This window comes from Desulfosporosinus meridiei DSM 13257 (assembly GCF_000231385.2).
GTDB lineage: Bacteria > Bacillota > Desulfitobacteriia > Desulfitobacteriales > Desulfitobacteriaceae > Desulfosporosinus > Desulfosporosinus meridiei.
Window position 1 is genome coordinate 1,661,493 of the sequence record NC_018515.1, and the last position, 25,524, is coordinate 1,687,016.

At 44.4% G+C, this 25,524-nt stretch carries 24 protein-coding genes and 1 pseudogene; 24 read left to right on the forward strand and 1 reads right to left on the reverse strand.

Going from position 1 to position 25,524, the window contains the following annotated elements:
* Window positions 1–120: 120 nt before the first annotated feature.
* The 8 genes and pseudogenes from pylB (at window position 121) to DESMER_RS07725 (ending at window position 8,457) form a co-directional block, all read left to right on the forward strand.
* Window positions 121–1,212, forward strand: coding sequence for a methylornithine synthase PylB (pylB, locus tag DESMER_RS07685; protein WP_014902491.1), 1,092 nt, complete (start codon window positions 121–123; stop codon window positions 1,210–1,212).
* A 14-nt stretch (window positions 1,213–1,226) separates the two neighbouring features.
* The gene (pylC, locus tag DESMER_RS07690; protein ID WP_014902492.1) at window positions 1,227–2,414 is read left to right on the forward strand and encodes a 3-methylornithine--L-lysine ligase PylC; all 1,188 of its coding nucleotides are present in this window, start codon (window positions 1,227–1,229) and stop codon (window positions 2,412–2,414) included.
* A 5-nt stretch (window positions 2,415–2,419) separates the two neighbouring features.
* Window positions 2,420–3,253 (forward strand): 3-methylornithyl-N6-L-lysine dehydrogenase PylD, encoded by an 834-nt coding sequence (gene pylD / locus DESMER_RS07695; protein WP_014902493.1) that lies wholly within the window; start codon window positions 2,420–2,422, stop codon window positions 3,251–3,253.
* Window positions 3,254–3,314: 61 nt separating this feature from the next.
* Complete coding sequence (gene pylSn, locus DESMER_RS07700) at window positions 3,315–3,638, forward strand: pyrrolysine--tRNA(Pyl) ligase small subunit (RefSeq protein WP_014902494.1); 324 nt, start codon at window positions 3,315–3,317, stop codon at window positions 3,636–3,638.
* Between the two features lie 188 nt (window positions 3,639–3,826).
* Window positions 3,827–4,465: a cobalamin B12-binding domain-containing protein gene (locus DESMER_RS07705; protein ID WP_014902495.1), complete on the forward strand. Its 639-nt coding sequence runs from the start codon at window positions 3,827–3,829 to the stop codon at window positions 4,463–4,465.
* Between the two features lie 165 nt (window positions 4,466–4,630).
* Window positions 4,631–6,097: pseudogene (gene mttB / locus DESMER_RS24355) on the forward strand ([trimethylamine--corrinoid protein] Co-methyltransferase).
* Between the two features lie 322 nt (window positions 6,098–6,419).
* A complete protein-coding gene (locus tag DESMER_RS07720) occupies window positions 6,420–8,096 on the forward strand; it encodes a sodium:solute symporter family protein (protein ID WP_014902496.1) in 1,677 nt (558 codons plus the stop codon).
* Window positions 8,097–8,256: 160 nt separating this feature from the next.
* Entirely contained in the window at window positions 8,257–8,457 is a 201-nt protein-coding gene (locus DESMER_RS07725; RefSeq protein ID WP_014902497.1) for a hypothetical protein, read from the forward strand.
* Window positions 8,458–8,460: 3 nt separating this feature from the next.
* On the opposite strand, the gene DESMER_RS07730 is transcribed toward DESMER_RS07725, so the two are convergent.
* On the reverse strand, window positions 8,461–9,864 hold the full coding sequence (locus DESMER_RS07730; RefSeq protein ID WP_014902498.1) for a sigma-54 interaction domain-containing protein: 1,404 nt from the start codon (window positions 9,862–9,864) through the stop codon (window positions 8,461–8,463).
* 623 nt (window positions 9,865–10,487) lie between these two features.
* On the opposite strand from DESMER_RS07730, the gene DESMER_RS07735 reads away from it, so the two are divergent.
* The 16 genes from DESMER_RS07735 (at window position 10,488) to DESMER_RS07810 (ending at window position 25,294) form a co-directional block, all read left to right on the forward strand.
* Window positions 10,488–10,820: a BMC domain-containing protein gene (locus tag DESMER_RS07735; RefSeq protein ID WP_014902499.1), complete on the forward strand. Its 333-nt coding sequence runs from the start codon at window positions 10,488–10,490 to the stop codon at window positions 10,818–10,820.
* A 47-nt stretch (window positions 10,821–10,867) separates the two neighbouring features.
* The gene (gene eutL, locus DESMER_RS07740) at window positions 10,868–11,515 is read left to right on the forward strand and encodes an ethanolamine utilization microcompartment protein EutL (RefSeq protein WP_014902500.1); all 648 of its coding nucleotides are present in this window, start codon (window positions 10,868–10,870) and stop codon (window positions 11,513–11,515) included.
* 118 nt (window positions 11,516–11,633) lie between these two features.
* On the forward strand, window positions 11,634–13,145 hold the full coding sequence (locus tag DESMER_RS07745) for an acetaldehyde dehydrogenase (acetylating) (protein WP_014902501.1): 1,512 nt from the start codon (window positions 11,634–11,636) through the stop codon (window positions 13,143–13,145).
* Between the two features lie 168 nt (window positions 13,146–13,313).
* Window positions 13,314–13,625: a BMC domain-containing protein gene (locus DESMER_RS07750; RefSeq protein ID WP_014902502.1), complete on the forward strand. Its 312-nt coding sequence runs from the start codon at window positions 13,314–13,316 to the stop codon at window positions 13,623–13,625.
* A gap of 219 nt (window positions 13,626–13,844) precedes the next feature.
* Complete coding sequence (locus DESMER_RS24360; RefSeq protein ID WP_242831064.1) at window positions 13,845–14,324, forward strand: hypothetical protein; 480 nt, start codon at window positions 13,845–13,847, stop codon at window positions 14,322–14,324.
* Window positions 14,239–15,273: a phosphate propanoyltransferase gene (gene pduL / locus DESMER_RS22955; RefSeq protein WP_242831065.1), complete on the forward strand. Its 1,035-nt coding sequence runs from the start codon at window positions 14,239–14,241 to the stop codon at window positions 15,271–15,273. Before DESMER_RS24360 ends, pduL begins: the two co-directional genes overlap by 86 nt.
* A 1-nt stretch (window position 15,274) precedes the next feature.
* Window positions 15,275–16,198 (forward strand): HFCD family protein, encoded by a 924-nt coding sequence (locus DESMER_RS07765; RefSeq protein WP_014902503.1) that lies wholly within the window; start codon window positions 15,275–15,277, stop codon window positions 16,196–16,198.
* On the forward strand, window positions 16,195–16,488 hold the full coding sequence (locus tag DESMER_RS07770) for a EutN/CcmL family microcompartment protein (protein ID WP_014902504.1): 294 nt from the start codon (window positions 16,195–16,197) through the stop codon (window positions 16,486–16,488). Before DESMER_RS07765 ends, DESMER_RS07770 begins: the two co-directional genes overlap by 4 nt.
* A 19-nt stretch (window positions 16,489–16,507) precedes the next feature.
* Window positions 16,508–17,851 carry a 4Fe-4S dicluster domain-containing protein gene (locus DESMER_RS07775; protein ID WP_014902505.1) on the forward strand — a complete coding sequence of 448 codons (1,344 nt, stop codon included), beginning with the start codon at window positions 16,508–16,510 and terminating at the stop codon, window positions 17,849–17,851.
* Window positions 17,848–18,396 carry a BMC domain-containing protein gene (locus DESMER_RS07780; protein ID WP_014902506.1) on the forward strand — a complete coding sequence of 183 codons (549 nt, stop codon included), beginning with the start codon at window positions 17,848–17,850 and terminating at the stop codon, window positions 18,394–18,396. The genes DESMER_RS07775 and DESMER_RS07780 overlap by 4 nt, the downstream gene beginning before the upstream one ends.
* A gap of 231 nt (window positions 18,397–18,627) precedes the next feature.
* A complete protein-coding gene (locus DESMER_RS07785) occupies window positions 18,628–19,266 on the forward strand; it encodes a cupin domain-containing protein (RefSeq protein WP_014902507.1) in 639 nt (212 codons plus the stop codon).
* Window positions 19,267–19,296: 30 nt separating this feature from the next.
* Complete coding sequence (locus DESMER_RS07790; protein WP_014902508.1) at window positions 19,297–20,661, forward strand: ethanolamine ammonia-lyase subunit EutB; 1,365 nt, start codon at window positions 19,297–19,299, stop codon at window positions 20,659–20,661.
* A 13-nt stretch (window positions 20,662–20,674) separates the two neighbouring features.
* Window positions 20,675–21,583 carry an ethanolamine ammonia-lyase subunit EutC gene (gene eutC / locus DESMER_RS07795; RefSeq protein WP_014902509.1) on the forward strand — a complete coding sequence of 303 codons (909 nt, stop codon included), beginning with the start codon at window positions 20,675–20,677 and terminating at the stop codon, window positions 21,581–21,583.
* Window positions 21,584–21,596: 13 nt separating this feature from the next.
* Window positions 21,597–23,054, forward strand: coding sequence for an ethanolamine ammonia-lyase reactivating factor EutA (locus DESMER_RS07800; RefSeq protein WP_014902510.1), 1,458 nt, complete (start codon window positions 21,597–21,599; stop codon window positions 23,052–23,054).
* Window positions 23,055–23,352: 298 nt separating this feature from the next.
* A complete protein-coding gene (locus tag DESMER_RS07805) occupies window positions 23,353–24,627 on the forward strand; it encodes a PocR ligand-binding domain-containing protein (RefSeq protein WP_014902511.1) in 1,275 nt (424 codons plus the stop codon).
* 13 nt (window positions 24,628–24,640) lie between these two features.
* Window positions 24,641–25,294: a corrinoid protein gene (locus DESMER_RS07810; protein ID WP_014902512.1), complete on the forward strand. Its 654-nt coding sequence runs from the start codon at window positions 24,641–24,643 to the stop codon at window positions 25,292–25,294.
* The last annotated feature ends 230 nt before the right edge of the window (window positions 25,295–25,524 follow it).

The window sequence follows — 25,524 nt, forward strand, 5'->3', positions numbered from 1 at the left end:
TTTGTAATAGAAATTAATTTATTAGATCAACCAATAAGAACACGAAATGTTAACTACAAGTTAAAGTATAGTTCAATACAAATTATGTAGTATACTTAAACAAAAAAAGAAGGTGACTAAATGACAGTGGATTTGGCAACTTCGAAATTAGATGAAATGTTGCAAAAAGCAGCTAAAGAGATCCCTCTAAAGCGCAATGAACTTCTCTTTTTGTTAAAAGTATCGGATCAAAAGGACGTAGCCAAGGTCTTTAAAACTGCTAGGTTTCTTAGGGAACGTTACTTTGAGGATAAGATATTCACCTATGGCTTCGTGTATTTCTCGACTTATTGTCGTAATGAATGTGCCTTTTGTTTATATCGAAAGTCAAATAAGGAACTCCAACGTTATCGTAAAACAGATATGGAAATCATGAAAACTGCATTTAGTTTGGTAGATTCAGGTGTAAACTTAATAGATTTAACAATGGGTGAAGATCCTTTCTTTTTTGAGAACCAAGGTGCGGGATTTGCTCATATGATTAGAACCGTTGAGATGATAAAGAAGAGTACAAATATCCCTATTATGCTTTCGGCAGGGGTTGTTCCTGAAGATATTCTCATGGAGTTTAAAGAGGCTGGCGTTGATTGGTATGCTACTTATCAGGAAACTCATAACCCCGAATTATATAGCAAGTTAAGACTTGGACAAAATTTTGAAGAACGTATGCAGAGAAAGAGAGTAGCTCAACAAATGGGCCTTCTCCTAGAAGAAGGTTTACTTACCGGAGTCGGGGATACTGATGCAGACTTGGTTGATTCACTGGAGGAAATGGGCAGGTTGGGTTCAGATCAAGTAAGAATAATGAGCTTCATACCGCAAAAAGGTACACCCATGCAAAACTTTTCCCCGGTTCCACGGGCAAAGGAGTTACTTGTGATCGCCGTCATGCGCATAGTGTTCCCGGATCTCTTAATTCCTGCTTCATTGGATGTTGACGGGTTAAACGGCTTAGCAGAACGCCTTAACGCAGGGGCCAATGTTGTTACTTCAATTATCCCTCCTGAATCAGGCTTAGCCGGCGTATCTAATCAATCGTTAGATATTGAAGATGGAAACAGAACAATTACTAAGATTACTCCTGTCTTAGAGAAATGCGGGCTTGGTTTGGCAAGCCGTGATGATTACGCAGAATGGATTCAACGGAGAAAAAAACTTTCACATAATTTCTAGAAAGGGGCCCTAAGGTGCGAGTAGTAATTGTAGGGGGTAAGCTCCAAGGATTAGAGGTAGCCTACTTAGCGAAAAAAGCAGACTGGGAAGTTGTTCTGGTTGATAAGAATGAGTGGGTGCCGGCAGCAGAATTGTGTGACCAATTCTATAATGTGGATGTAACCAAAACTGATGAATGGATTCCATTTCTAAAAGATATAGATCTCATTATTCCTGCTTTAGAAAATCAAGAGGTTTTAGATAGTTTAGTCCGAAGCGCTCATTATGCTCATGTTCCCTTGCTTTTTGATAGTAAGGCCTATGGAATTTCTTCTTCGAAAATTAGTTCGAATGAAATGTTTGCCCGGACAGGGGTTCCGGGGCCAATCCCTTGGCCGGAATGTGGATTTCCAATAATTGCAAAGCCATCTGGTGAAAGTGGAAGTAAAGGAGTCCAAAAGGTAAAAAGTGCTGTAGAATTTAAGAGTTTATTTGATAATGGGTTAACAGACTGGGTCATAGAAGAGTATTTAGAAGGGCCATCCTATTCATTAGAAGTCATCGGATACGCAGGAGTCTATAAAGTGCTGCAGATTACCGAACTTCATATGGATGAAAACTATGATTGTAAGCGAGTTATTGGTTCCGCCATATTATCGGATGAACTGAGAAATGAATTCGAACAAATTGGCATGAACCTAGCGCGAACTCTTAAGTTAAACGGGATTATGGATATAGAGACAATTTTGCATAAAGGAAAATTGAAAGTTCTGGAGATAGATGCCAGAATTCCAAGTCAAACTCCGATTACTGTTTTTCATTCAACAGGAGTTAATATGTTAAAAGTTATAGGGGAGGCTTTTGTCAGCAAGGTACCCTGGACTGAGTTCGAAATAAAAGAAAAATCTGGTGTTATCTTTGAACACATCCATGTCTGGAACGATGGTCTTGAAATATGCGGAGAGCATATTATGGCTGACTCAGGGCCTCTGCACCTCTATCCGGATTTCTTTGGAGCTGATGAAGCCATTTCTAACTATATTCCTGGAAAGACTGAATGGGTTGCTACTTTAATCATTAAAGGAAAAAACCTACAAGCGGCCTGGAGACAGCGTGAGGTTGTTATCCAAGCAATAAAAAATGAATGGGGAATCCATCATTACTACGACAGAGATCCGTACCATTCAGACCTATCTGAAAGAATATATGCCTCAGGGAGTTGATCATCTTGACAAGACTAAAGCACGAAGACGTTGTAGAAATTCCTACAACACTAGAAGACTATGACCAACAATTGATTGATAAAACAGGTTGTTCGCTGAAAGAGCTTGCTGCGAGAGCAGCAGGACTTCAAGCTAATATCGAAGTGAACCAGCTTCAACTAAAAGTAGCTGTAATTCCCATGTCTTGTGGTCAAGGAATAATTGAGGGGTTTGCGGAATCTGTAACCGGAATAATCAGCTATCTGGGCTTTAAGGCGTTAACGACTAAGAGTTGGGATGCCGGTGGGGTTGCGGAGGCAATTCAAGAGGGCGCGGAAGTGTTATTTATGGCAGATGATGAACGTTTTGTTGCAGTCAATGTGCGTACCGGTAAGGTCTCTGACAATGGCGATGCTACCGGTAGAGGATATGCTGTTGGACTTGAGCGAATGAGTAATGGATTAGAAGGTAAAAAAGTTTTAGTGATCGGGGCTGGTCCAGTTGGTGTAGGGGCAGCTATTGCCCTGGCCGGTTTCCGGGCAGAAGTTGGAGTTTATGACATTGTGAGTGCATCAAGCGAAAGACTCCAAGAGAATTTAAGAAGGCTCGGGTATAGGGTAACTATCGAGACTGATTTAAATGCTGCCTTAAACCATTATCAAAACATAGTTGATGCTTGTCCTGCTGAAAATATCATTTTATTGGAACATATCACTGAAAATACGAGGATTGCAGCTCCCGGTATACCCCTTGGTGTCCAGGCTGACGGTCTGAAAAAGGTCTCGACAAGATTACTACATGACCCCCTGCATATAGGCGTAGGAACCATGATGTTTGATGTACTAATAGATAGTCTTTGAGAAGGAGTACTCTGGCTAGAGTTTTATGACTAGAGTGTAGGATCACGATAGGAGTGATGTCATGACAGCAGATGCAACCAAAAAGAAACGTTATTATCGCAAAAATGTTGATTTTTTCAAATTCGTAGAAAAATTAAAGCTATGGCCCTCTAGAAGTGGTACTCTACATGGCGTGAAAAGTATGACAATAAGAGGAAATACGGCAGAGATCGTGACCCATTGCAATGAGAAATTTCAAATTTACAATTCTAAACACAGTCGAGCAGCTCGTTGTCTTCGGAATAAATTATTTTTTCGTGCTTGCACTACCTGTAAAATTCCTGGCTGGAAGTTGGAAAAGTATTCTTCGACCCACGTTAATCAAAATTATGGTTCGCGTTTATAAAAGGGAAGTTTTTTAACGACTGATGACCATTTACCAAAGAGAAATAAAGCTTGTTCATGATTCGAAAACTGCAAGAGCAAGCTTTATTATAAAAAAACCTTACCAAATATAGCGGAAGGTTTTTCTCAAGGGCTAACTCTTAGTGTGTCTATGTCTTTATAACTTGAAAAAGAGGAGGAATTTAAGGAATGTCTAACTATGCCGATCTTGCCAAAAGTGTTATCGAGGGTCAAAAGGATAAGGTGAAGGAGCATGTTCAAAATCTTATCACAGCTGGGAATAGTCCTCTTGAGATTGTCAATGAGGGCCTAATTGCCGGAATGAATGTTGTAGGAATTCGTTTTAAAGCTGGGGATATGTACGTTCCGGAAGTTCTCATGGCAGCTAAAAGCATGAGTGGCGGACTGGAAATTGTTAAACCCCTAATTGCCAAAGCCGATCAAAAAAGCCAAGGAAAAATTCTTCTGGGAACTGTAAAAGGAGATTTACACGATATTGGTAAAAATCTTGTCGGCATGCTGATTGAGAGCGGCGGTCTGGAAGTAATCAATATGGGAGTAGACATTTCAGCGGAAGATTTTATTGATGCCGTCATTGAACATGAACCTGATATTGTTGCTTTATCAGCTCTGCTTACTACGACAATGCCTGCCATGCAAGATATTATTGAATTGTTGGAAGAAGAAGAGCTAAGAGACAAAGTTAAAGTCATAATCGGGGGAGCGCCTGTTTCTCAGGAATATGCTGACACCATTGGTGCCGACGGCTATGCTCCGGATGCTGGATCCGCTGTAGAGCTCTGCAAGAGACTTTTAGCTTCCAAATAATTAGATTATTTATAATTTATAGTCATTTTAAGGGGGTGGTTTATTCATATAATTCTGGCTAATTTCTTCGTGACTTTCTAGTTCTATATAAATATGGAGGTGATTTTTTTGACATACAGAGGTATACATGCTGGTTCTACTAGAATGGATGGGATCGGGCTAAATATGTTTACCTACGATGAGCTGTACGATGTACATTTAGCTACATTAGATCTGCTTTGGGACATCGGAGTAAGAGTTGAAAGTGAAGAAGCACGGGAAATTTTCTATAGTGCTGGATGTACTCTTAATCGAAAAACAAATATTGTCAAAATACCAGCGCACTTAGTGGAAGACGCTATTCGCTCAATTCCTAAAACATTTAGAGCTTGTGGAAGAAAACGTGAAAATGATTGGCTGAATGAAGGAAATCGCACTGGATTTGTTAACTTTGGTGAAGCTATCCGACTGATTGACCCTTATACTCGCCAATTAAGGAAGCCGTTAAAAAAAGACGTAGATGATGTGACTCGCTTTTGTGAAACAATGGATCAGATTATTGTTTTTGAAAGAGCTTTAGGGCCCTCGGAAGTTGATCCGGATGTTGCACAAGTTCATATAGCGGAATCATTCTTCAATTATTCGACAAAGCACGCTTATATTGGGATGAATCGCCCGGAAAATATGCGCGCGGCTGCCAAAATGGGCTATCTTGTTTCCGGTGGCGAAGATAAATTCCGTGAAAGACCCCTTTTCTCACAAAGCACAGACCCTGTTGCTCCCTTAGTTCATGCAAAAGGTGCGACAGACACTCTTCTCCAAGCGATTCGCTTAGGTGTTCCGGCAAAAATCAATTCCATGGGTCTAGCCGGAGGAACTACCTGCGTTAACTTGGCCAGTACTCTAGTGACTCACAATGCTGAAATCTTAAGCATGTTTGTCTTAGGTCAACTCGTCAAAAGAGGGTATCCAATGGTTTATGGTACTTCTACAACCATGATGGATCTGAGAACAACTGTTGCTTGTGTCGGAACTCCTGAACTGGCTCTCTTTAGTGCAGCTTGTGCCAAGCTTTCCCAATTCTATAATATTCCGGTCTGGGTTGCCGGTGGATAGACTGATAGCAAAGTACCGGATGCCCAAGCAGCTCATGAGTTTACCCTAACCGCTTTATTACCAGCGTTAGCAGGCGCTAACATGATATATGGTTTAGGGATGCTCGAAGGTGGCTTGACTTGGGATTATGCTCAAATGGTTATGCAAAACGAGATGGCTCGTATGATTATGCATACCATTAAAGGGATACCCATAAGTGACGAAAAAATGGCCTTGGAAGTTGTCCGTTCGGTAGGTATCGGCGGAGAGTTCATTAGCCATGAACACACTTATGCGCATTTTAAAGAGCTGTCTAAAACAGAATTGTTAGATCGTAGGAATAGAGAAAACTGGGAAGCGGCTGGCAGTAAGGATATTGTCGAAACCTCCTATGCTAAATCTATTGATATTCTTGAGAACTACCAAAATCAAAATCCTCTGCCTGAAGATATTCAACGTCAGTTGAAAGAAATAGTCTTAGAAGCAGAAGCTGAAACGACTGAAATTAAGGCTAAGGAAAAAGAAGCAAGAAGAAGACCAAGAAAACCGAAATTCTAATATTAATTGAGTAGACGAAGGAGTCGATATAATTATCGGCTCTTTCTCTATTCTGACTTAGATGAGTTAAAACTGACTCGCTATAGTGCTTGATTATAGGGTGTATAAGCCAAACCATCAGGGTTTGGCAACCATATTAAAGGCGTCATATTTGGCATAGCTTTTGCAACAGTCAAAGATAAGATATATTTTCGCACTATTTCAATAATTTTAAATCATTATTGAGTAGATTAATTTGTCGACAAGGAAGGTGATACTTGACTAAGAAATAACAAGCAAGTAAGTCTAGGGATTTATGAATTCGTATGAAGGAGTGAATAGAATGGGTAGTGCTGATGTAAGTCCATTGTGGTACTGGTTAGTGTTTTTTGCTTATATCGTATTCCTTATCGTAGTAGGTTTGAATGCCTATAGAACGCAAAAAGCCACTGCCAGCGCTGAAGAAGAGCATAATGATTATTGGATCACAGGCCGTAGTCAACCGGCATATATGGTAGGTATGTCTGTAGCGTCCGGGTGGATGTTAATTGGTATGATCACTTGGATGACTTGGGCGACCTATGACCTGGGGTTATCAGGCTTGTGGGTCGTAGCTATCCCATGGTTTTTTTCGAATATCTGGCAATTTCTAATGGCCCGTCCTTTAAGAAGAATTAAGGCTATCTCTCAATGCCAAATGCTAGAAAAACGCTTTGGACTGCCGGCTAGGATACTATCCGCTCCAATAAATATCTTTTCCTATACGATTTGGTCAGCGGCTGAATTATACGCGGCTTCACTGATCATGGCACCTGCTCTTGGAATTTCCATTGAGGCAATGATCATTATCTATGCGATCCCAATTGCAATATACATGTGGATGGGTGGATTCCGATCAGTAATTAATGCTAATGTTGTTCAATTCTTTATGGGAGCAATCATTCTGATTGTTACAGCTGTGGCCATGTATTTAACCGCCAAAGGTATTGCTACAGCTCGAGGAACAACGATTTTTGGCATGTTGGAGGCCCAGCCGATTGTCAACAGTATGGCTTATCCAGTTGACTCAACTCAGAACTCGGCTAGCTTCTTCGCTTATGTCTCACTATCCTTCCCCTTGATTGTTATGCTTGGTTTGGTACCTGGATGGGCTGCAGCCGAAGATTTTTGGTTAAAAGCACAAGCAGCTAGAAGTACAAGTGAAGCACGTCGAGGCGGGTTATATAGCCTTACCTTCAATACCTTCATCATTGTTGCTCCCGCCGCGGTTATTGGACTTTTTGGACTTATCGTTTTCCCACCTGAAGCAACGGATGGCGTATACGCTGCTGCTTCAAGTTTAGGAGATAAAGGAGCTTACAACATAATATCAGCCTATATCAACACTTATATGCCGCCCATGCTAAAAGGACTATTGATATTCTTATTGTCTGCTCATACAATGTCAACGGTTGCTAACTATAGCAACATAACTGCAATGAACCTATCCTATGACGTATTACAACCATTAATCTATAAGAAGAGAAATTGGTCTGATGCCAAAATCGTTAAATGGTCGCGCATGGTTACAGTTTTCATGATTGTGATAAACATACTTCTGGCTTTGCTCTATAATAGCCCAGTCATCGGAGCAACTCTCAATGATGCCTACTTCTTGTCCTCAGGATTGCTTACAGCAGGTATTTCCGTAATGCTTTATGTATTGTGGTGGAAACGTGCTACTCTTTTAGGCGTAATGCTTGGCGGGTTGTTTGGAACTTTAGGCACCTTCATCTTCTTTATTCTTGAATATAAGGTGTGGGCATTCTCCTATAACACTCCAATTTGGGACTGGATTTTTGGCCCGGGAGCAATGGCAAACTCTTACTATGGTTATTGTGTTGTTGGCTTAGTCTGTGGTATTGCAGGAGTCATCATTGGTACCTATGCTTCTCCGCCTCCCACAGCAGAACAGTTATCAGCCATTGCTGATAAACCTATTGACAATAATGAAGATTTTTTTGCAGGAATGCACTCTTAAGCAAAAATCGAACTTCGAGTTGAAGCTGATTTATTAAAAAAATGGCTAAGGAATTATTCCTTAGCCATTTTCAACAAGTTCCCGAAGAACCTCAACATTTGTAGAAATTTTTGTACTATAATGAATTTAAGGGATTCAATACGAAGGAGGAGTCTAACAAATGCTAACACCTGATTTTTCAAGGTTTGTACTTATTCCTTTATTTGTTCTGAATATGGGTGCAATGATCATCACCTTATTTCTAAAGAAAAAAATCAAACCGGAATTCTCCAGAAATCTAGATGTCTTGTTTTTTGTAGAGAATGTCATTGGTTTAATCTGCTGCATAGCTTTGGGGTATATTGCTTTTTTTGTAGATTAATTGTTATTCATCAGTATGGACATATTTGCGGATTAATCGACTAGCCTTACTCTGGCTGATATCGAGGAATTTGGCAACTTCGTAAGAGCTCCCTAATGTTTTATAGGTTTCTAAGATCAGGTTTTTCTCCACGTCACACAAAGCTTCTTCAAGGGAAAGGGGTTTGTTAGGGGCGGTTGGTGTAAAAGGGTTCGGATGCTCTATTAAAGTTAGAAATGATTGAGGCAAATCAAAGTCATCAATAACTTTGGCCTGAGTTACTACTGTTAAACGTTCAATAATATTCTCTAGTTCTCGAACATTGCCCGGCCAAGGGTATTTAAGAAATAAATCATAGCATCGATCACTTAACTCATGGTCTAACTTGTATTTTTGATTGAATTTGGACAGAATCTCTTGAGCAAGTGGAATGATTTCCTCTTTTCGTTCCCTTAGTGGAGGTAGTACTATTTCAAAGATATTTAAACGATAGTATAAATCTTCTCGAAAATCTCCCTTACTAATCATTGCTTGTAGGTTGCGATTTGTAGCGGCTATAACTCGGCAATTAACTTGCTGAATTTCCCGGCCTCCGACTTTAAAATATTGATTCTCATGAAGAACTTGTAATAGCTTGGCCTGCATGCGGGGGGACAACTCGGCAATCTCATCCAAGAAAAGGGTGCCGTCATTTGCCAATTCAATTAAACCTATGTTACCTTTTACATTTGCTCCGGTAAAAGCACCTTTAGAATACCCGAACATTTCGGCTTCCATCAGTTCAGAGGGGATTGAAGCACAGTTAACAGTAATAAAAGGGCCGTTTTTGTTTGGACTATTATTATGGATATATTTAGCCATGTGACTTTTTCCGGATCCGGATTCGCCAAGCAAAAGAACTGTTGAATTGACAGCAGCGATTCGTCGAACAAGTGTTAAAAGAGACTCCATTTTTGAACTTTTACAAACATAGTCGGGTATTTTAGTTTCTTTTTCACGAAGAACAGCGACTTCTTTTTCATATCTCATTAATAGCTTAGTGCTTTTCTCTAATTCGTGTTTGATACCTTCCGATTCAGTAACGTCTCGAGAATTTTCAATAATCATTTCAATGTTGCCATTAGAGTCGAAGATAGGAGTTGCCGTAGTAAGCAATGTTTTGCCGGTACATGTTTTTTGCTCAAGTGTGATGCTCATTTTTTTATCAATGGCGATGGGGCTGACTCGAGGTCCCCAATATTTCTTCTCAGATATTTCCCTCGACTTTTTGCCTATAATTTCTGAGGATTTTACACCGTAATGTTTTTCACAGGCATTATTTACGTAAATGACGATTCCTTTAGCGTTTGTTACATAGATTTCATCATGGGAATTGTCAAGGATTTTTTTAAGTGTGTTAAAATCTAACGCTTCAGGTTCCGTATTCATCCTGCTTATTCCTCCTCTTGAATAGGATATTGTATATATAAAGACAAACGAGTAAGAACAGTTAGATAAAACTAAATCATTTATGACTTATTATTCATTTTCGACTTGATTTATAAAAAACCCTTCTTTGTCACCGATTTTCCCTAAGAATTATTTGTTAATTTTTAACTTTCCAATTAGTATGCTTATTAAGTAATGTAATAGTCATTAAAATAAAGATTTTGACTTAATGAAGTCAAGGTTGACTTATTTTTTCTCCTTTTATGAGTTTAAACAATAGAAAGTTTGGATTTTTCTAAGATAAACAATAGTTTTTGAAATGGCATAATATTTGCATATTAGATTCAAAGACGATTTTATGAAAGGAGTTGAAGATAACCTTAACTAATACTATGGTGATCGCTACTGTCTAACTAACTAAATGAGTCCCGAAGGTTTTGTGATCGCCTTGTTCCTTTTATCAGACTACCAGTTGTCGAGGACTAAATCAATGTACTGATTGTAATTAATATCATTTGATTCCATTGTAGCGGTTGAGGTTATTAGTAACATGGAAGTCCTGCTTTATATAAGTAGAGTCATAAAACCTAGTAATAAAACGATAGCGAGAGGAGCAAACACAAATGGCTATAAGAGAAGATTTGGTAGCACTAGGAATGGTAGAAACCCGTGGAGTCGTAGGAGCTATTGAAGCGGCAGATGCCATGGTCAAAGCAGCCAATGTCACCCTAATCGGGAAAGTAAAAGTTGGAGGCGCCTTAGTGACGGTCATGGTTCGAGGAGATGTGGGAGCGGTAAAAGCCTCCGTTGATGCGGGAGCAGCCGCTGCTGAGCGAGTCGGAGAGCTTATCAGTTGTCATGTTATACCCCGCCCACACCCTGAATTAGAAGCCATCCTGCCTAAATTACCGGTATTCGAAGAGAAACCTAAATCCAAAAACGTTGAAAACAAATAAAACGTCGGACTATAGAAAACGTCCGGCAGTAGATTGGGAGGATAACCATGATAGAGCCTCTAAAACCTAAAGTATTAGCCGTCCGATTAATCCCGAATGTAGCCCCGGATCTGGCCCAGCAGCTGGGCCTGACGGACTATCAGCGTTCCATCGGTATGATCACCGCCGACATTGATGATTCCACCTACGTAGCCCTAGATGAAGCCACTAAAAAAGCGGAAGTCGAAGTCGTCTATGCCAAAAGCTTCTATTGCGGAGCAGCCCGAGCCTCCGGCCCGCTATCCGGAGAAATCATTGGCATCTTAGCCGGCCCTAATCCGGCGGAAGTCCGGGCCGGAGTGGATGCCTGCATCGAACACCTGGAAAATGAATGCTGGTTCTACACCTGTGACGGCGGAAAAACAGCGTTCTTTCCTCACACTATCTCACGAACCGGAAGTTATCTTTCTAAAGTTGCCGGAATTGAAGAAGGCCAGGCTCTTTCTTACCTGATCGCCCCTCCGATTGAAGCCATGTTTGGCTTAGACGCCGCCTTAAAAGCCGCCGAAGTCAGCATGAAAGCCTTCTACGGCCCCCCCACGGAAACCAACTTTGGCGGCGGACTCTTAACCGGCTCGCAAAGCGCCTGCAAATCCGCCTGCGAAGCCTTCCAAAGAGCCGTTATTGACGTCTGTGAAAACGGATTGAAATTTTAAGATAGAAGACTAGGCTACACGAAGACATTGTCTTCGCACGAATTAACCCTACTTGCAGTATGCAACGAAAAGTTAGACTTTCTATATTTAGTACAAACAGGGAGGAGGCAGCTTCGTAATGGAACTTGACCGCGATTTATGTTCCTTACAGGAAACCCGAAATTTAGTGCGAGCTGCGCGCAAAGCCCAAGAAGCCCTGAAAGACTTCACGCAAGAGCAAGTGGACCATATCATCGATATGATGCGGGAAGCCGGGGAAGCTAATGCAGCCAGACTAGCCATGATGGCCGTCTCCGAAACGGGGATGGGCAACTATAACGATAAATGCTTTAAGAACTATTTTGCCTCGCGAACTCTCTACGAGTTCATCAAACCCATGAAGACCGTGGGAATCATCCGAGAAGATCAGGAGCAAAAGCTTTGGGAAATCGCAGAACCCGTGGGTGTCATCGCCGGGATCGTCCCGACCACGAACCCTACCTCAACGGTCATCTACAAAGCCATGATCGCCCTGAAATCCCGCAACGCCATCGTTTTCTCTCCCCACCCCAGTGCCGTGCGCTGCACCCATGAAGCGGCAAAAATTATGCAGCAAGCCGCCGCCGCAGCGGGAGCGCCGGAAGGGGTTATCGGCTGCATCATGAATGTCTCCATGGGAGCCACCAACGAACTCATGAAACACCCCGATGTAGCCATGATCCTAGCCACAGGGGGAAGCGCCCTGGTTAAAGCCGCCTACAGCAGCGGAAAACCAGCCCTCGGTGTGGGCCCCGGAAACGTCCCGGCCTTCGTGGAACGCAGTGCCGACCTGGCTAAAGCCGCCGAGTACATTGTCATGGGTAAAACCTTTGACAACGGAACCATCTGTGCCTCCGAACAAGCCATTGTTGCCGAAGAATGTATCGCCGATGACCTCATTATCCAGCTCAAGAAACAAGGTGCCCATTTCCTCGATCCCGAGGAGGTGGCCAAAGTCTCCAAGGTGGTTATGTTAGCGAACGGAGGGGTCAATCCGAAAGTCGTGGGCAAAGAACCTAAATTCATCGCCCAACTGGCCGGGATTTTAATCCCCGAGCAAACCAGATGCTTAGTCGCCCCCTTAGCAGGCGTCGGCCCCCAATGGCCCTTATCCTATGAAAAGCTGACCACCGTCTTAGGCTTTTACCGAGTGGCGGATTGGCATGAAGGGTGCGAGCGCTGCTTCCAGCTCTTAGAAGCCGGCGGAGTAGGACACAGCTTGGCCATGCACTGCAACAACCTAGAAGTGATCCGAGAGTTTGCCCTGAAGAAACCCGTCAACCGTTTACTGATCAACACCCCGGCAGCTATGGGCGGCGTAGGAGCCACCACGGGCTTAGCCCCCTCCTTCACCTTAGGCTGCGGCACCTGGGCCGGATCCAGTGTCTCCGAAAACGTGACCCCCTTACATCTGCTGAACATCAAGCGAGTCGCTTGGCATCTGGGCATCCCGGAGCGCAAACCCGTTGACCCCATGAATACCCAGGAAAGTAGTGGGAGAGCTCAAAGCCAACAACAAACCTCAGCAAATCCGCAAATCGATGCTGAGTTAGTGCAAGAAATTCTTAACAAAGTCATGCAGCATATAAACGGCATGAAATGCGGTAAATAATTCACCTCAACATTAACCAGTTAAACATTGAGGACTCATACAAGAATCCCCAGCCTCGAACCACGAACATCGAACCACGAACATCGAACCACGAATATCGAACCACGAATATCGAACCACGAATATCGAACCACGAATATCGAACCACGAAATTAGGGAGGGACTAAAATGGCACAAGATCGAAGTGTAATAGCACTTGGCATGATAGAAACCAAAGGATTAATCCCAGCGATCGAAGCAGCCGACCAAATGTTAAAAGCAGCCAATGTAGTACTCTGCGGCAAAGAACACGTCTCCGGCGGACTAGTCTCCGTCATGGTGCGAGGTGATGTCGGAGCGGTCAAAGCCGCCGTCGATGCAGGAGCCGCCGCCGCCCAGCGCGTGGGAGCACTCCTCAGCGTTCACGTCATTCCACGCCCCCATCACGATGTGGAATACATTCTGCCTGTCGGTGACAACAAAAGCTTTGGAGATAAATAAGTAAACGTCAAATGTTCGAGCCAGAGGTAAGGACAACTAACTATTAACTTCAATCTATCTAACGTAATTAGTATTGAAGCAAATGCACTAAACCCTTAACCGCTGGCTTCCGACCTCTGACTTCTGTAATGAGGTGAGGACTTGATCGTCACAGAATATGAATTGCGAGCCAATTGGCATAAAAACAAAGAAACACTGATCATCTTACCGCCAGGAAGTGTGATCACACCCTCAGCCAGAGACTTTATCCGCTCCAAGGGAATCGATGTCCAGATCGAAGGAAACGGACTGCAAGACCTTCATAAGACAACCTTTTCCTCAGCAGCCCAAAGCTTGAGCAGGGGGTATCAACCTAAGCCTACGGAAGAGTCCAAGAGTCATCAGGGTACCCAAGCCCAGACGACGGCTACGAATATGACCACGGGCACCAATGCATTGGCAAGGACAAAGACCATTGTGTCCACCACGCCGATGGCAGCCCCTCCAACCCCAGCAGGCGTCAAACCGGAACACATGACCCATCTGCGTGCGGGCGAGTTAGTCACCAAGACTCACCCGGTGATCGCCTACCGCGGACAACTCGACCTGTTTCAAGGTGACCTAGTGAAGCTCAATGTTACTTCAGCAAGCAGGGGAAGAGACGCTGATTCAGCACCTAGAAGAAATCTCCGCCCTCTGCCGCCAACTTATGGTGAGTGAAGTCAAACAAGAGCCCTTTCAATGGAGCACCTTGCTGGGACTAAGCCCAGAAGAACTGCGGGAAAGGTCCCATCATCCCAAAAAATATTTTGGGATTGATCACACCCCGCTAAGCTATACCCATGGCCCCATCGTGGCTAGACTTCACCGGCTAAGAGCTAAGTCGCGAGAAGTGGAACTCTATGCCAACCGAGCCTTTACTGATGAAAAGGGAGAATGCAGCCGAACCGACTTGATTCAGGCTCTGAATCGACTTTCCAGCGCCTTCTACATTCTAGCCTGCGAAGTAAGAAGCCGCATGACCCAGGAAGGTCAGAACCAAGCTAAGAAGGAAACTCAGAGGGAATCCCAGCAGGACAGCTTAAAGGAAGCCCCGGTAAAACGAGTTGCCGTTGGAATTTCCAATCGGCATATCCATCTCTCCAAAACCGACCTGGAAGCCCTCTTTGGAGCCAGCTATACCTTAACCGTCCAAAAAGAACTCTCTCAACCCGGACAATTTGCAGCCGAAGAAACCGTCAGCCTAATTGGGCCTAAAGGACGGCTGGAGAAGGTACGGGTCTTAGGCCCCGTGCGAAAAAACACCCAAGTAGAAATCAGCGTCACGGACTGCTTTAAACTGGGCGTCAAACCGGTGATCCGAGATTCCGGCCAGCATGAAGGCACCCCCGGACTAAAGATTGAGGGCCCAGCCGGAACCGTCGAACTAACCAGCGGCGTCATAGTGGCCAGCCGACACATCCATCTCCATCCTGAAGATGCCCGGGAATGGTGCTTAAAGGATGGGGACCGAATTTGCGTCAAAGTCGAAAGCCCCCGCCCCATCACCTATGAAGATGTCTTAATCCGTGTCAGTGACCAATACCAAAAAGAACTGCACCTGGATCTGGATGAAGCCAATGCGGCTCTCATAGAAGCCACGAGCCAGGGCATCCTCCTGGGGGTATGACATGAATGAAGAACTAATCCGCCAAATTGTCAGCCGTATCCTGTCGGATCCCAGCTTACAAGGACTCCTACAAGGAACAGGCCATCAAGCCCCTCCATCAAGGGTTAAATCCGAAGCCCTGGTTCTCTTAAACTATGTCTCGGATTTCCCGGGTGTCTTAGCCACCCTCCAAAAACGGTGGGGAGAGACCCATACCCTCCGCATCCTGCCCAGCGACCAAGCCTTTCAGGCGAAACCGGAACTGCCGGCAGGGATGAGCTGGATCAGCGGGGAAGAGGCCTTGGGAAAAGCAGACTGGCCCCAAGTAATCCTACCCACCTGTTCCGCCAATACCTTAGCCAAAGCCGCCTTAGGCATACGGGATAACCCCATCAGTGAACTGATCGGGCGAGGGATCAGCCAGGGCAGCTCCATCGAGCTCAACACCGAATATCTGGGTCTTACCAACCGGACCCCGGCAGCCTATCGGGAACTTTATGAAGGCTATCTGGAGAAACTAAAGTCCTATGGAGTTCAGATCCTTAGGCGTTTAAACCCAAGCTGTGCAGACGTTAAGTTCGGCTCACAGGAGGCAAACCTAATCCTCGATCAGAAATTCCTTAGTCAGCAACCTAACTTACTCGCCGATGAACAAAGGACAGTAAACCAGGCGTCAAAGGCTCAATCCAAGGAATCCCAACCTAATCAATACCCGGTCATCAATCAGCCGGTGCGTACAGTCTTTGCTGACGAACCTGACCACAAGCGCCAAGAAATCTACTACACCAAGAAATTCTTAGGGGATAAACAAGCCTACGGATTTCCGGAAGCCTCGAGAGTCTTGGTCAGCGAAGGAACCGTCATCTCTCCCTTAGCCCGAGACACCTTGAAACAACGGCGAATCGAGCTCTGTCTAGAGAGAGAAAAAGGGAGGGGACAAGGATGATCCTAGCCCGAGTCATCGGAAATGTCTGGTCGACCCGCAAAGAAGAATCCCTGCGCGGTCTAAAATTCCTGGTCGTCCAACCCGTGACCCTCTCTTACCAGGAGGACGGAACCCCTAAGCTCAGGGAGTTCGGGAATTCCCTCATTGCCGCCGACCAAATCGGAGCCGGCGAGGATGAAATCGTCATGATCGCCAGCGGATCCTCCGCCCGCCAAGGCTTAGCCAATAACAACATCCCTATCGATGCCACCATCGTCGGCATCATCGATAAAGAAACCTTTGAAGCGTAACGCTTAAGCAGGTGAAAAAATGAGTAAATTAACCCCTCAAGAAATCAGCGAGAAAGTTCGAGAGGCAGGGGTTGTGGGAGCAGGGGGCGCCGGATTTCCCACCCATGTCAAACTCTCGGCCCAGGCCGAAATAGTGATTGTCAATGCGGCGGAATGTGAGCCCTTACTGAAAACCGACCAACAACTGGCCGCCCGCTATCCCGAAGAACTCATTAAGGGTTTAACCTTAGCTATGGAATCGACGGGAGCCCCAAAAGGGATCATCGCTTTAAAAGCCAAATATAAAGAAGCCATCATCGCTTTAACCCCCTATGTTCAAACCCGAGATAACCTAGAGATCGTGATTATGCCGGATATCTATCCGGCGGGAGACGAAGTCATCACCATCTGGTTAACCACGGGACGGCGAGTACCACCGGGGGGAATCCCCTTAAACATCGGCGTTGTGGTCAACAACGTCCAGACCCTGATCAATGTGGCCAAAGCCGCCGAGGGAACCCCCGTCACCACCCGAACCCTCACCGTTACAGGGGCCGTAAAAAACCCGATTACCGTCACTGTGCCGATTGGAACCTCCATCCGAGACGTCCTGGAACTGGCGGGCGGAGAACAAGGAGACTTAGCCTATATTAATGGAGGGCCGATGATGGGCAGCCTCATCAGCGACCTCTCAGCCCCGGTCACTAAAACCACCGGCGGACTGATAGCCCTGCCGGCGAATCACATGCTCATCGAACGCAAAAGCATGACCGTGGACAGCATCTTGCGCATTGCTAAAACCGTCTGCGAGCAGTGCAGCTTCTGTACGGATCTTTGCCCCAGACATCTGATCGGCCACGAACTCCCGCCTCATAAACTGATTCGGGCGGTAAACTACCAAAAGGTGGGAGACCCGAGCCTGGTCACCAGTGCGCTAACCTGCTCGGAATGCGGGGTTTGTGAAGCCTATGCCTGTCCGGTGGGAATCTCACCCCTCAGAGTCAATATCGCCTTAAAAGCAGAGCTTAGAGCCCAGGGCATCAAGTATCAGGGAGAGCTGGGCAAAGTTGACCCCATGGCTCAACACCGCTTAGTGCCTTCCGCCCGCCTCATGGATCGCTTGAGACTAAGACCTTGGTACAAAGAAGCCCCCTTATCCTTAGATAAGTATGAACCGGCCGAAGTCAGCCTCAAACTGCAGCAGCATATCGGAGCCGCCGCCGTCCCGGTTGTCCAGGTCGGAGACAGAGTTCGAGTGGGACAGCTCATCGGTGACATTCCGGAAGGAGCCCTCGGTGCCAAGCTTCATGCCAGCCTTGAGGGAACCGTGACTCAAGTTACGCCCCAAGCCATAACGATAGGGAAAGGTGGTGCAGCCAAATGATCCATGCCATAGGGCTGGTGGAAACAACCAGTATAGCCCAAGGGATAGAGTGCGCCGATATCATGAGCAAAACAGCGGATGTAACTATTTTGGTCGCCAAAACCATCTGCCCCGGAAAATACATCGTCATGGTCAGCGGGGATGTCTCCGGAGTCCAGCAGTCCGTGAACGCCGGAGTCGACTTAGGAGCAGAGACCGTGGTGGATTCCTTTGTCATTCCCAATGTCCATCCCTCAATCCTGCCCGCCATCGGGAGAGCGAACGCTCTAAAGGATATTAAGGCCTTAGGCATCATAGAAACCTTTACCGTTGCCTCCCTCATCGAAGCGGCGGATGCGGCAGTCAAAGCCGGGGATGTGGAGCCACTGCTCTTACATCTGGCTTTTGGAATCGGGGGTAAAAGCTACACCCTCCTCACCGGAGAAGTCGCTTCCGTTAAAGCCGCTGTGGAAGAAGGAAGCACCCTGGCCAGTGATAAAGGATTTCTCATCCGCCAAGTCGTCATCCCCAGGCCTGCTAAGCAATTAATTGAAAGCTTGCTGTAAGCAAGATAGAAACCGGAAGCATGAGGCACGAAGTCGGTAAACTCGATGCCGGTCAGGCGAACGATCATAGTTAGTACGAAGTACTAAGCGAGAAGCAGCCAAAAAACCATTGCAAAAGCCAAGAAGGGAAACGAGGCGCAAAGCGTCAAGGTTTACCCCTAAATCACATTATTCAACCTTAAATATCGAATCACGAATATCGAATATTGAACCACGATAAGGAGGTGTACTATGGGACGATTTATCTCGGCAGCCGTTCTGCGGGATATGGCCAAATTAGGGAAAAATATCGTTTTAGAAGAAGACAGTGTCCTAACCCCATCCGCCAAGGATCTTGCTAAAGAACTGGGAATTACCATTAGCAAAGGCAGAGAAGAAATTATCGGCCACAATGTTGTAGGGCAAGCAGGCGTACAACTCATCAATTCACAGTCTCGTACTACAGACACCAAGGATGCGGACTTAAAACAGGCCGTACAGAAAATTTTGGGAGAGGTTCTTAAACCTGCTTGTGCAAACCCGAAAGCGACCCATGTCAAAGGAGAAAAAGTCGTAATCCAACCGTTTCTAGAAGCTCCTCCCGGACAAAAAGTAGGTCTGGTAGACGTGATTGACTCCCGGGTGGGCAATCTGGCCTCAGGTTTCATGACCTTTGATCATTCTCAACTCCCTTGGTTTTTAAACTACGATGAAGTCGATTACGTCATCGAAGGAGAATTCGTTCTTGAAGTAGAAGGCCAAGTCTTCCGAGCTAAGCCAGGAGATGTGGTGTACATTCCTAAGGGAAGTCAGGTCATCTTTTCCTCGCCAACGTTTTGTAAAGTATTCTATTGTACCTATCCGGCTAACTGGGCTGATTTTTGCGATTAAGGACATTATGTCAGATTGGGGGAGTGTTCAATGATTTTAAAGGCAAAGGTTTACAATAAAATTTTTGCGTTCCAGAGTCTTAAAGAGGTTATGTCGAAAGCCAATGAAGAAAAATCTGGCGATGAATTAGTTGGGATTGCTGCTAAATCAGCATCTGAACGTGTTGCAGCCAAGCTGGTTCTCAGTAACCTTACTCTGGAGGATATTTATAATAACCCGGTCATTCCCTATGAAGAGGATGAAGTTACCCGAGCAATTTATGATGGTCTAAACCTTAGAATCTATCAAGAAATCAAAAGCTGGACGGTTGGCTATTTAAGAGAATATATCTTAGACCACAAAACAACAGGAGAAAACCTGCTTCATATCAGCCGCGGACTGACAAGTGAAATGATCGCTGCAGTAGCTAAGTTAATGTCTACTATGGATTTGGTTTGTGGTTCTAAAAAGATGCGCGTTCAATCCCACTGTAATACCACACTCGGGATACCCGGAACCTTGGCTTTTCGATGTCAACCTAATCATCCGACAGACAGTGTCGAAGGGATGCTAGCTTCTCTAAAGGAAGGGTTAGCTTATGGTTCGGGGGATGCCGTGATTGGAATTAATCCCGTAGAAGACAATGTTGAGACAGTATCCCGTCTCTTAGATACAGTCAAGAACTTCATGATAAAATGGGAAATTCCAACTCAGAACTGTGTTTTGGCTCATGTGACAACACAAATGAAAGCAATCGAAAAAGGAGCTCCCGTTGATCTTGTATTTCAGAGTATAGCCGGAACTCAAAAGGCTAATGATGCCTTTGGCGTTAGCTCTGCAATTCTAGATGAGGCTTTTGCTTTGGCGCAGCGTAAGGGATCGGCCACCGGCCCAAATCTTATGTATTTTGAAACCGGACAAGGTTCTGAGGTTTCACTTGATGCTCATTTAGGTGTCGATATGATGACCTTAGAAGCCAGAACCTATGGATTTGCCCGGGGCTATCGTCCATTCATGACCAATAACGTTTCCGGATTTATAGGACCTGAGACCATTTATTCAGGTCGTGAAGTAATCCGAGCCGACTTAGAAGATTTATTTATGGGTAAGCTGCACGGATTGCCCATGGGAATTGCACCCTGTTATACAAACCATATGAAAGCAGACCAAAATGATCAGGAAATGGGAACCCTCCTTTGTGCAATGGCTGGTTCAAACTTCTTTATGGGAGTTCCCGGCGGCGACGATGTTATGTTGAGTTATCAGGATACAAGTTACCATGATGATGCAAGTACCCGCGAAATCTTAGGGTTACGACCGCTTCCTGAGTTTGAGCAGTGGCTGGAGAAAATGGGAATTTTAGAGAACGGCAAACTTACTGAGAGAGCCGGAGACCCATCCATATTTGATAAATAGGGAGGCGAATCAGGTGGGAGTCGAGAACAACGAATTAGAGAAAGTTATTATCCAAAGTGTAATGGAAGAACTGGCTAAGAAAGGGCTGCTTTCACAAAAAGGGAAAGACCATATGATGTCAGCAGCAATGATGGATACACCTATCGTCCCTAACCTGCAATCTGAGGAGATGGTTACCTTTCCTCCCCAAGAAGAAATGCAAATTACCAATCCCTTTAATGCAGACGCAGTAAGGGCTATGAAAAAGCTGACCCCGGCTCGGATTGGAATTGGCAGAGCCGGAACACGCCCAAAAACAATGTCATTGTTGCGGTTTCTGGCAGATCATGCCGTCGCTCAGGATGCAGTATTCCTCGACGTTTCTGAGGAGTTTCTCCAACGGATGAACATGATGTCTGTCCAAAGTGCCGCTGCCAGTAAGGATGAGTTTCTCCAACGGCCCGAGTTAGGACGCCGTTTATCGGAAGAGGCAGCCAGATCAATTGCAGAAAAATGTGAGAAAAATGTCCAAGTTGAGATCTTAATCGTCGATGGTTTAAGTTCAAGTGCCATCGAGGCTAATATCCCGGATTTATTGCCTGCCTTGATGCAAGGGTTAAAATCGTCAGGCATCAAAGTTGGGGCACCCTTTTTCATCAAAAACGGCAGGGTATGGGTACAAGACCATGTTGCTTCAATTGTCAATTGTGATGTGGTCATCTCTTTGATAGGAGAGCGTCCGGGGCTGGGAACAGCTGAGAGCCTCAGTGCCTACATGATCTATCGACCTGATGAAAACACAGTAGAAGCAGATCGCACCGTTATTTCGAATATTCATAAGGGCGGCATCCCTCCCGCTGAGGCAGGTGCACATCTGACCGACGTTATTAAACAGATTCTTTCTGCCAAAGCAAGTGGCGTTAAACTAAACCAGCAGAAATAAGGGTGGTGATAAAATGCCCCAGTCGAATAATCAAAGGATCACGAGCGTGGGCATTGACATTGGAACCACAACTACCCAACTGGTGATTAGTCAATTAACCATTGAAAACACTGCTTCGGGCAGCTTAGTTCCTCATGTAGAAATTACGGATAAAGAAGTCATTCATCGCAGTCAGATTTATTTCACTCCCCTTATAGACCGTGACTTGGTAAATGCTGTTGCAATCTCTAAGATTTTGGAGAGTGAATATAAGGCAGCAGGGCTTAGCCCTGAGATGATTGACACCGGTGCGGTGATTATTACTGGAGAAACTGCAAAGAAGGAAAACGCTAAAGCTATCATTGATGCTTTGGCCGGATTTGCAGGCGACTTTGTCGTAGCAACTGCAGGCGCCAATTTAGAGGCGATCTTTGCGGGTAAAGGTTCGGGAGCCGCTTTATATTCCGCCGAGAGACATCAAGTTGTTGTCAATATCGATGTAGGTGGCGGAACCTCCAATTATGCTACGTTTTTTGAAGGCAAGGCCGTGGATTCTTCCTGCATAAATGTTGGTGGACACTTAATCGAGTTTGAACGTCATGGAGATCGCATAACTTATATTTCTGAGCCGGCAAAGATCGCTTTACAGATTACTGGACAAAGATTGCAGGTAGGGGAGCGGGTAACTCTTCCTCAGCTTCGTCCCGTTGTCCAAGCAATGGCGGCAAGTGTTGTTGAAGTTTTAAAAACACCTTTACACTCTGATTTAACCCAAAAACTGCTGATGACTCCTCCATTGCAGTTAGGGCACCCAATTCGAAAAGTGATGATTTCCGGTGGGGTTGCAGATTATGTTTATGCTGAGAATCAACCAACGACAATGGCAGAAGTGACTGCCTTTGGAGATTTCGGGCCTCTTCTGGGCTGGGAACTTAAAGCGAGCCTGAAGAGCGCAGAATTCATATTAGAAAAGCCTAATGAAACTGTTAGAGCAACCGTCATTGGCACAGGAACACAGTCGGTTAATTTAAGTGGCAGTACGATTCATCTTCAGGAAACTACTTTGCCGCTGCGTAATGTAATGGTTGTTTCTCCATTTTCAGCGATAATTCCCGAGACACCCCTGAAGATAGCAGAAGTTATCAGGAACGAGATTATCAGACTTCAGGTGGATCACTCGGAGAGTGTAGTAGCCATAGCTATGAAAGGCCCTCGAACCATGTCTTTCTCTGACATTAATAGCTTGGCTCAAGGTCTGCTTTTAGGTTTACAGGATTATATAGTTAAGGATAAACCTTTAATTCTTGTTATAGAGGCTGACTGCGGGAAAGTTTTGGGGCAGTGTATCAATGCTTCAGCAAATCGAGTTTTAGAGGTCATTTGTATTGATCAGATTGAAGTGGATAATTGTGATTATATCGATATTGGAAAGCCTCTGATGGGTGGCAGAGTTGTGCCGGTGGTCCTAAAGACCTTAGTATTTAATCGTTAATTTCTTACGAAGATGAACTGCATTTTCATCCCACCCTCTGAACGGCAGGTTCTTGAAGTTTACATTAGCTCGTAGGTAATGAGATTAACTGGATTTGCGACTGGAGGAAAGCACTTTTTCAGTTGCTTTATCATTAATTTCTTTGTAATTAACCATTATAAAAAAGGATTTTTACTAATCTTTGACGAAATAATTGGAAAATTAGTAACTAAATATTCATAGTATCTAATAGACTTTAAATTATTTTATTAATATGTTTAATAAACCCGAAGAAACCTCTGATGGAAGGATGAGTTCAATGCTCCAAACATTAGATTCTAACCTTCTAGATCCTAATTATTTGGAAGAAAGCTTAGGCAGCTTTCAAAACGCAACCGGACTACATATCGAGGCAATTAATAACCAAGGAGTCACAGTATCTTTGCTAGGGAATATCGAACGGAGTGAATTCTGCCGTTACATCCGCTCCCAGCCTGAAGGGGAAAGAAAATGTCAGGACTCGTATAAGCGTGCTAATTTTGAAGCTGCCAAGTGGGAAGAACCCTATTTCTTTCGTTGTCATGCCGGGCTAGTTATCTGGGCTGTTCCCATTATGATTCAGGGAGTTTCTCGAGGAAGTATTATTTGTGGGCAAGTTCTTATGTGGGAACCCGACCATTTTTTCTATCAGGAGTTAAAGAAACTTAATGCGGGAATAGAGAATTTTGAGCGGCTAAAAAATATGGCTTGTAAACTTGAAGTTGTTTCTCCGCAGCGCTCACAAGCTGCTGCGGATATGCTATTTGTGGTTGTAAACCATATGATTAAACGCAATATTAATAGCTTGGAAGAAATTAATGCTACTCGATTGCAACAGCAACAAATTCGCCATGAAATAGAGGAACGGAAAAAAAAGAATTTACGGGAACTTAGCGAGTATGATGATTATTTGAAAAAGGAACGGAAGTTCTTGCGCTACATCCGTCTCGGCGATAGAACAAGAGCGAATCAAACTTTGCAAAGTCTTTTGACAGACCTTCAATCAAAAACGTTAGGAGATCTTGAAACGATTAAGGTCAGGATTATAGAATTAGCGACATTGACCTCAAGAGCTGCCGTTGAAGGCGGCGCAAATGCTGAGCGAATTATGAAACTGCTCAAAGATTTCAATAAAGAAATGGAAGGATTTGAACGAGTCGAAAAGTACTTCTATACAATTCAACGGATTGTGGAGACTTTTTTGGAGAGTATTTTCACTTTAGCAGATAAGAAGCATATTGCCATAGTCAAGAATGCTCGGGATTTTATCATGGAGAATTATGCCTTGCCTCTTACCGTTAACGATGTTGCTCAGCACCTTTTTATCAGTCCTTCCCATCTTTCAAGACTGTTTCGTGAAGAGTTAGACTGTACAATTAATGACTATTTAACAAGAGTCAGAGTAGAGCAAGCAGTTGACATAATGAAGAAACCAGAATTTAGTGTTGCTCAAGTCTCAAAAGCTGTAGGGTTTCAAAACCAAAGCTATTTTTCGAAAGTCTTTAGGAAATATATTGGGGTTACTCCCTTAACTTATAAAAACAGCTTGTATTAGAAGGTGAGTAGTTGTGCTATTTCAAGCAATCATCAAATCCATAGCCACTGGAGATGCCGAACAAAGCATGGCCTTGACCCAACGAGCTTTAGCACAGGGTTTTTCTGCTGAGTCAGTTTTAGAAAAGGGCTTAATCGCTGGAATGGATCGTGTAGCTGAAAAGTTCCGCAAGCAGCGGGTAATGGTTCCTGAAGTCCTCATGGCATCTCGGGCAATGCATGCTGGTTTAAGCCTTGTCGAGCCATTGCTTGAAAGTACTAAGAAGATTTGTACCGGAAAAATTGTTATGGGCACTGTCTCCGGAGATCTCCATGATATCGGGTTAAGCTTAGTAAAAATGCTGGTTATGTCCACGGGCACCGAGATTATTAATTTAGGAGTAGATGTTACTCCGAAAAAGTTTGCAGCGGTGGTAAAAAAAGAAAAACCTCACATATTAATGATGTCGGCCTTGCTAACGACCACAATGTCAGTAATGAAGGAAGTTATTGACGAATTAGAGTCATTAGGAATTCGCAAAAACCTCATTATCATTGTCGGAGGTGCACCTATTGATGCAGGCTTTGCCAAGCGAATAGGTGCTGATTATTACTTTGAGGATGCATTTGAAGTGCGAGGATTCTTGGAGGACAACCTGACCAAATTAATCTCCAAAAAATTGAAATAAGAACAAAGACGTTAGAGGTAGATAATTTACTTAGTGAATTATCTACCTTTTAACGTACTAGGAGCACAGTATCCGAGACAGGCGTTATGATTATGTTCGACAAAGAACATCAGTATCTGCGGAATAGTGGGAATATTCAATTGGTAGTAATGCGTCAAAACGAGCAGGAATGTGTTAGTAAATAAAATTTTTTTAATGCTATGATTAATAATAGTAAGACCTTTCACTCA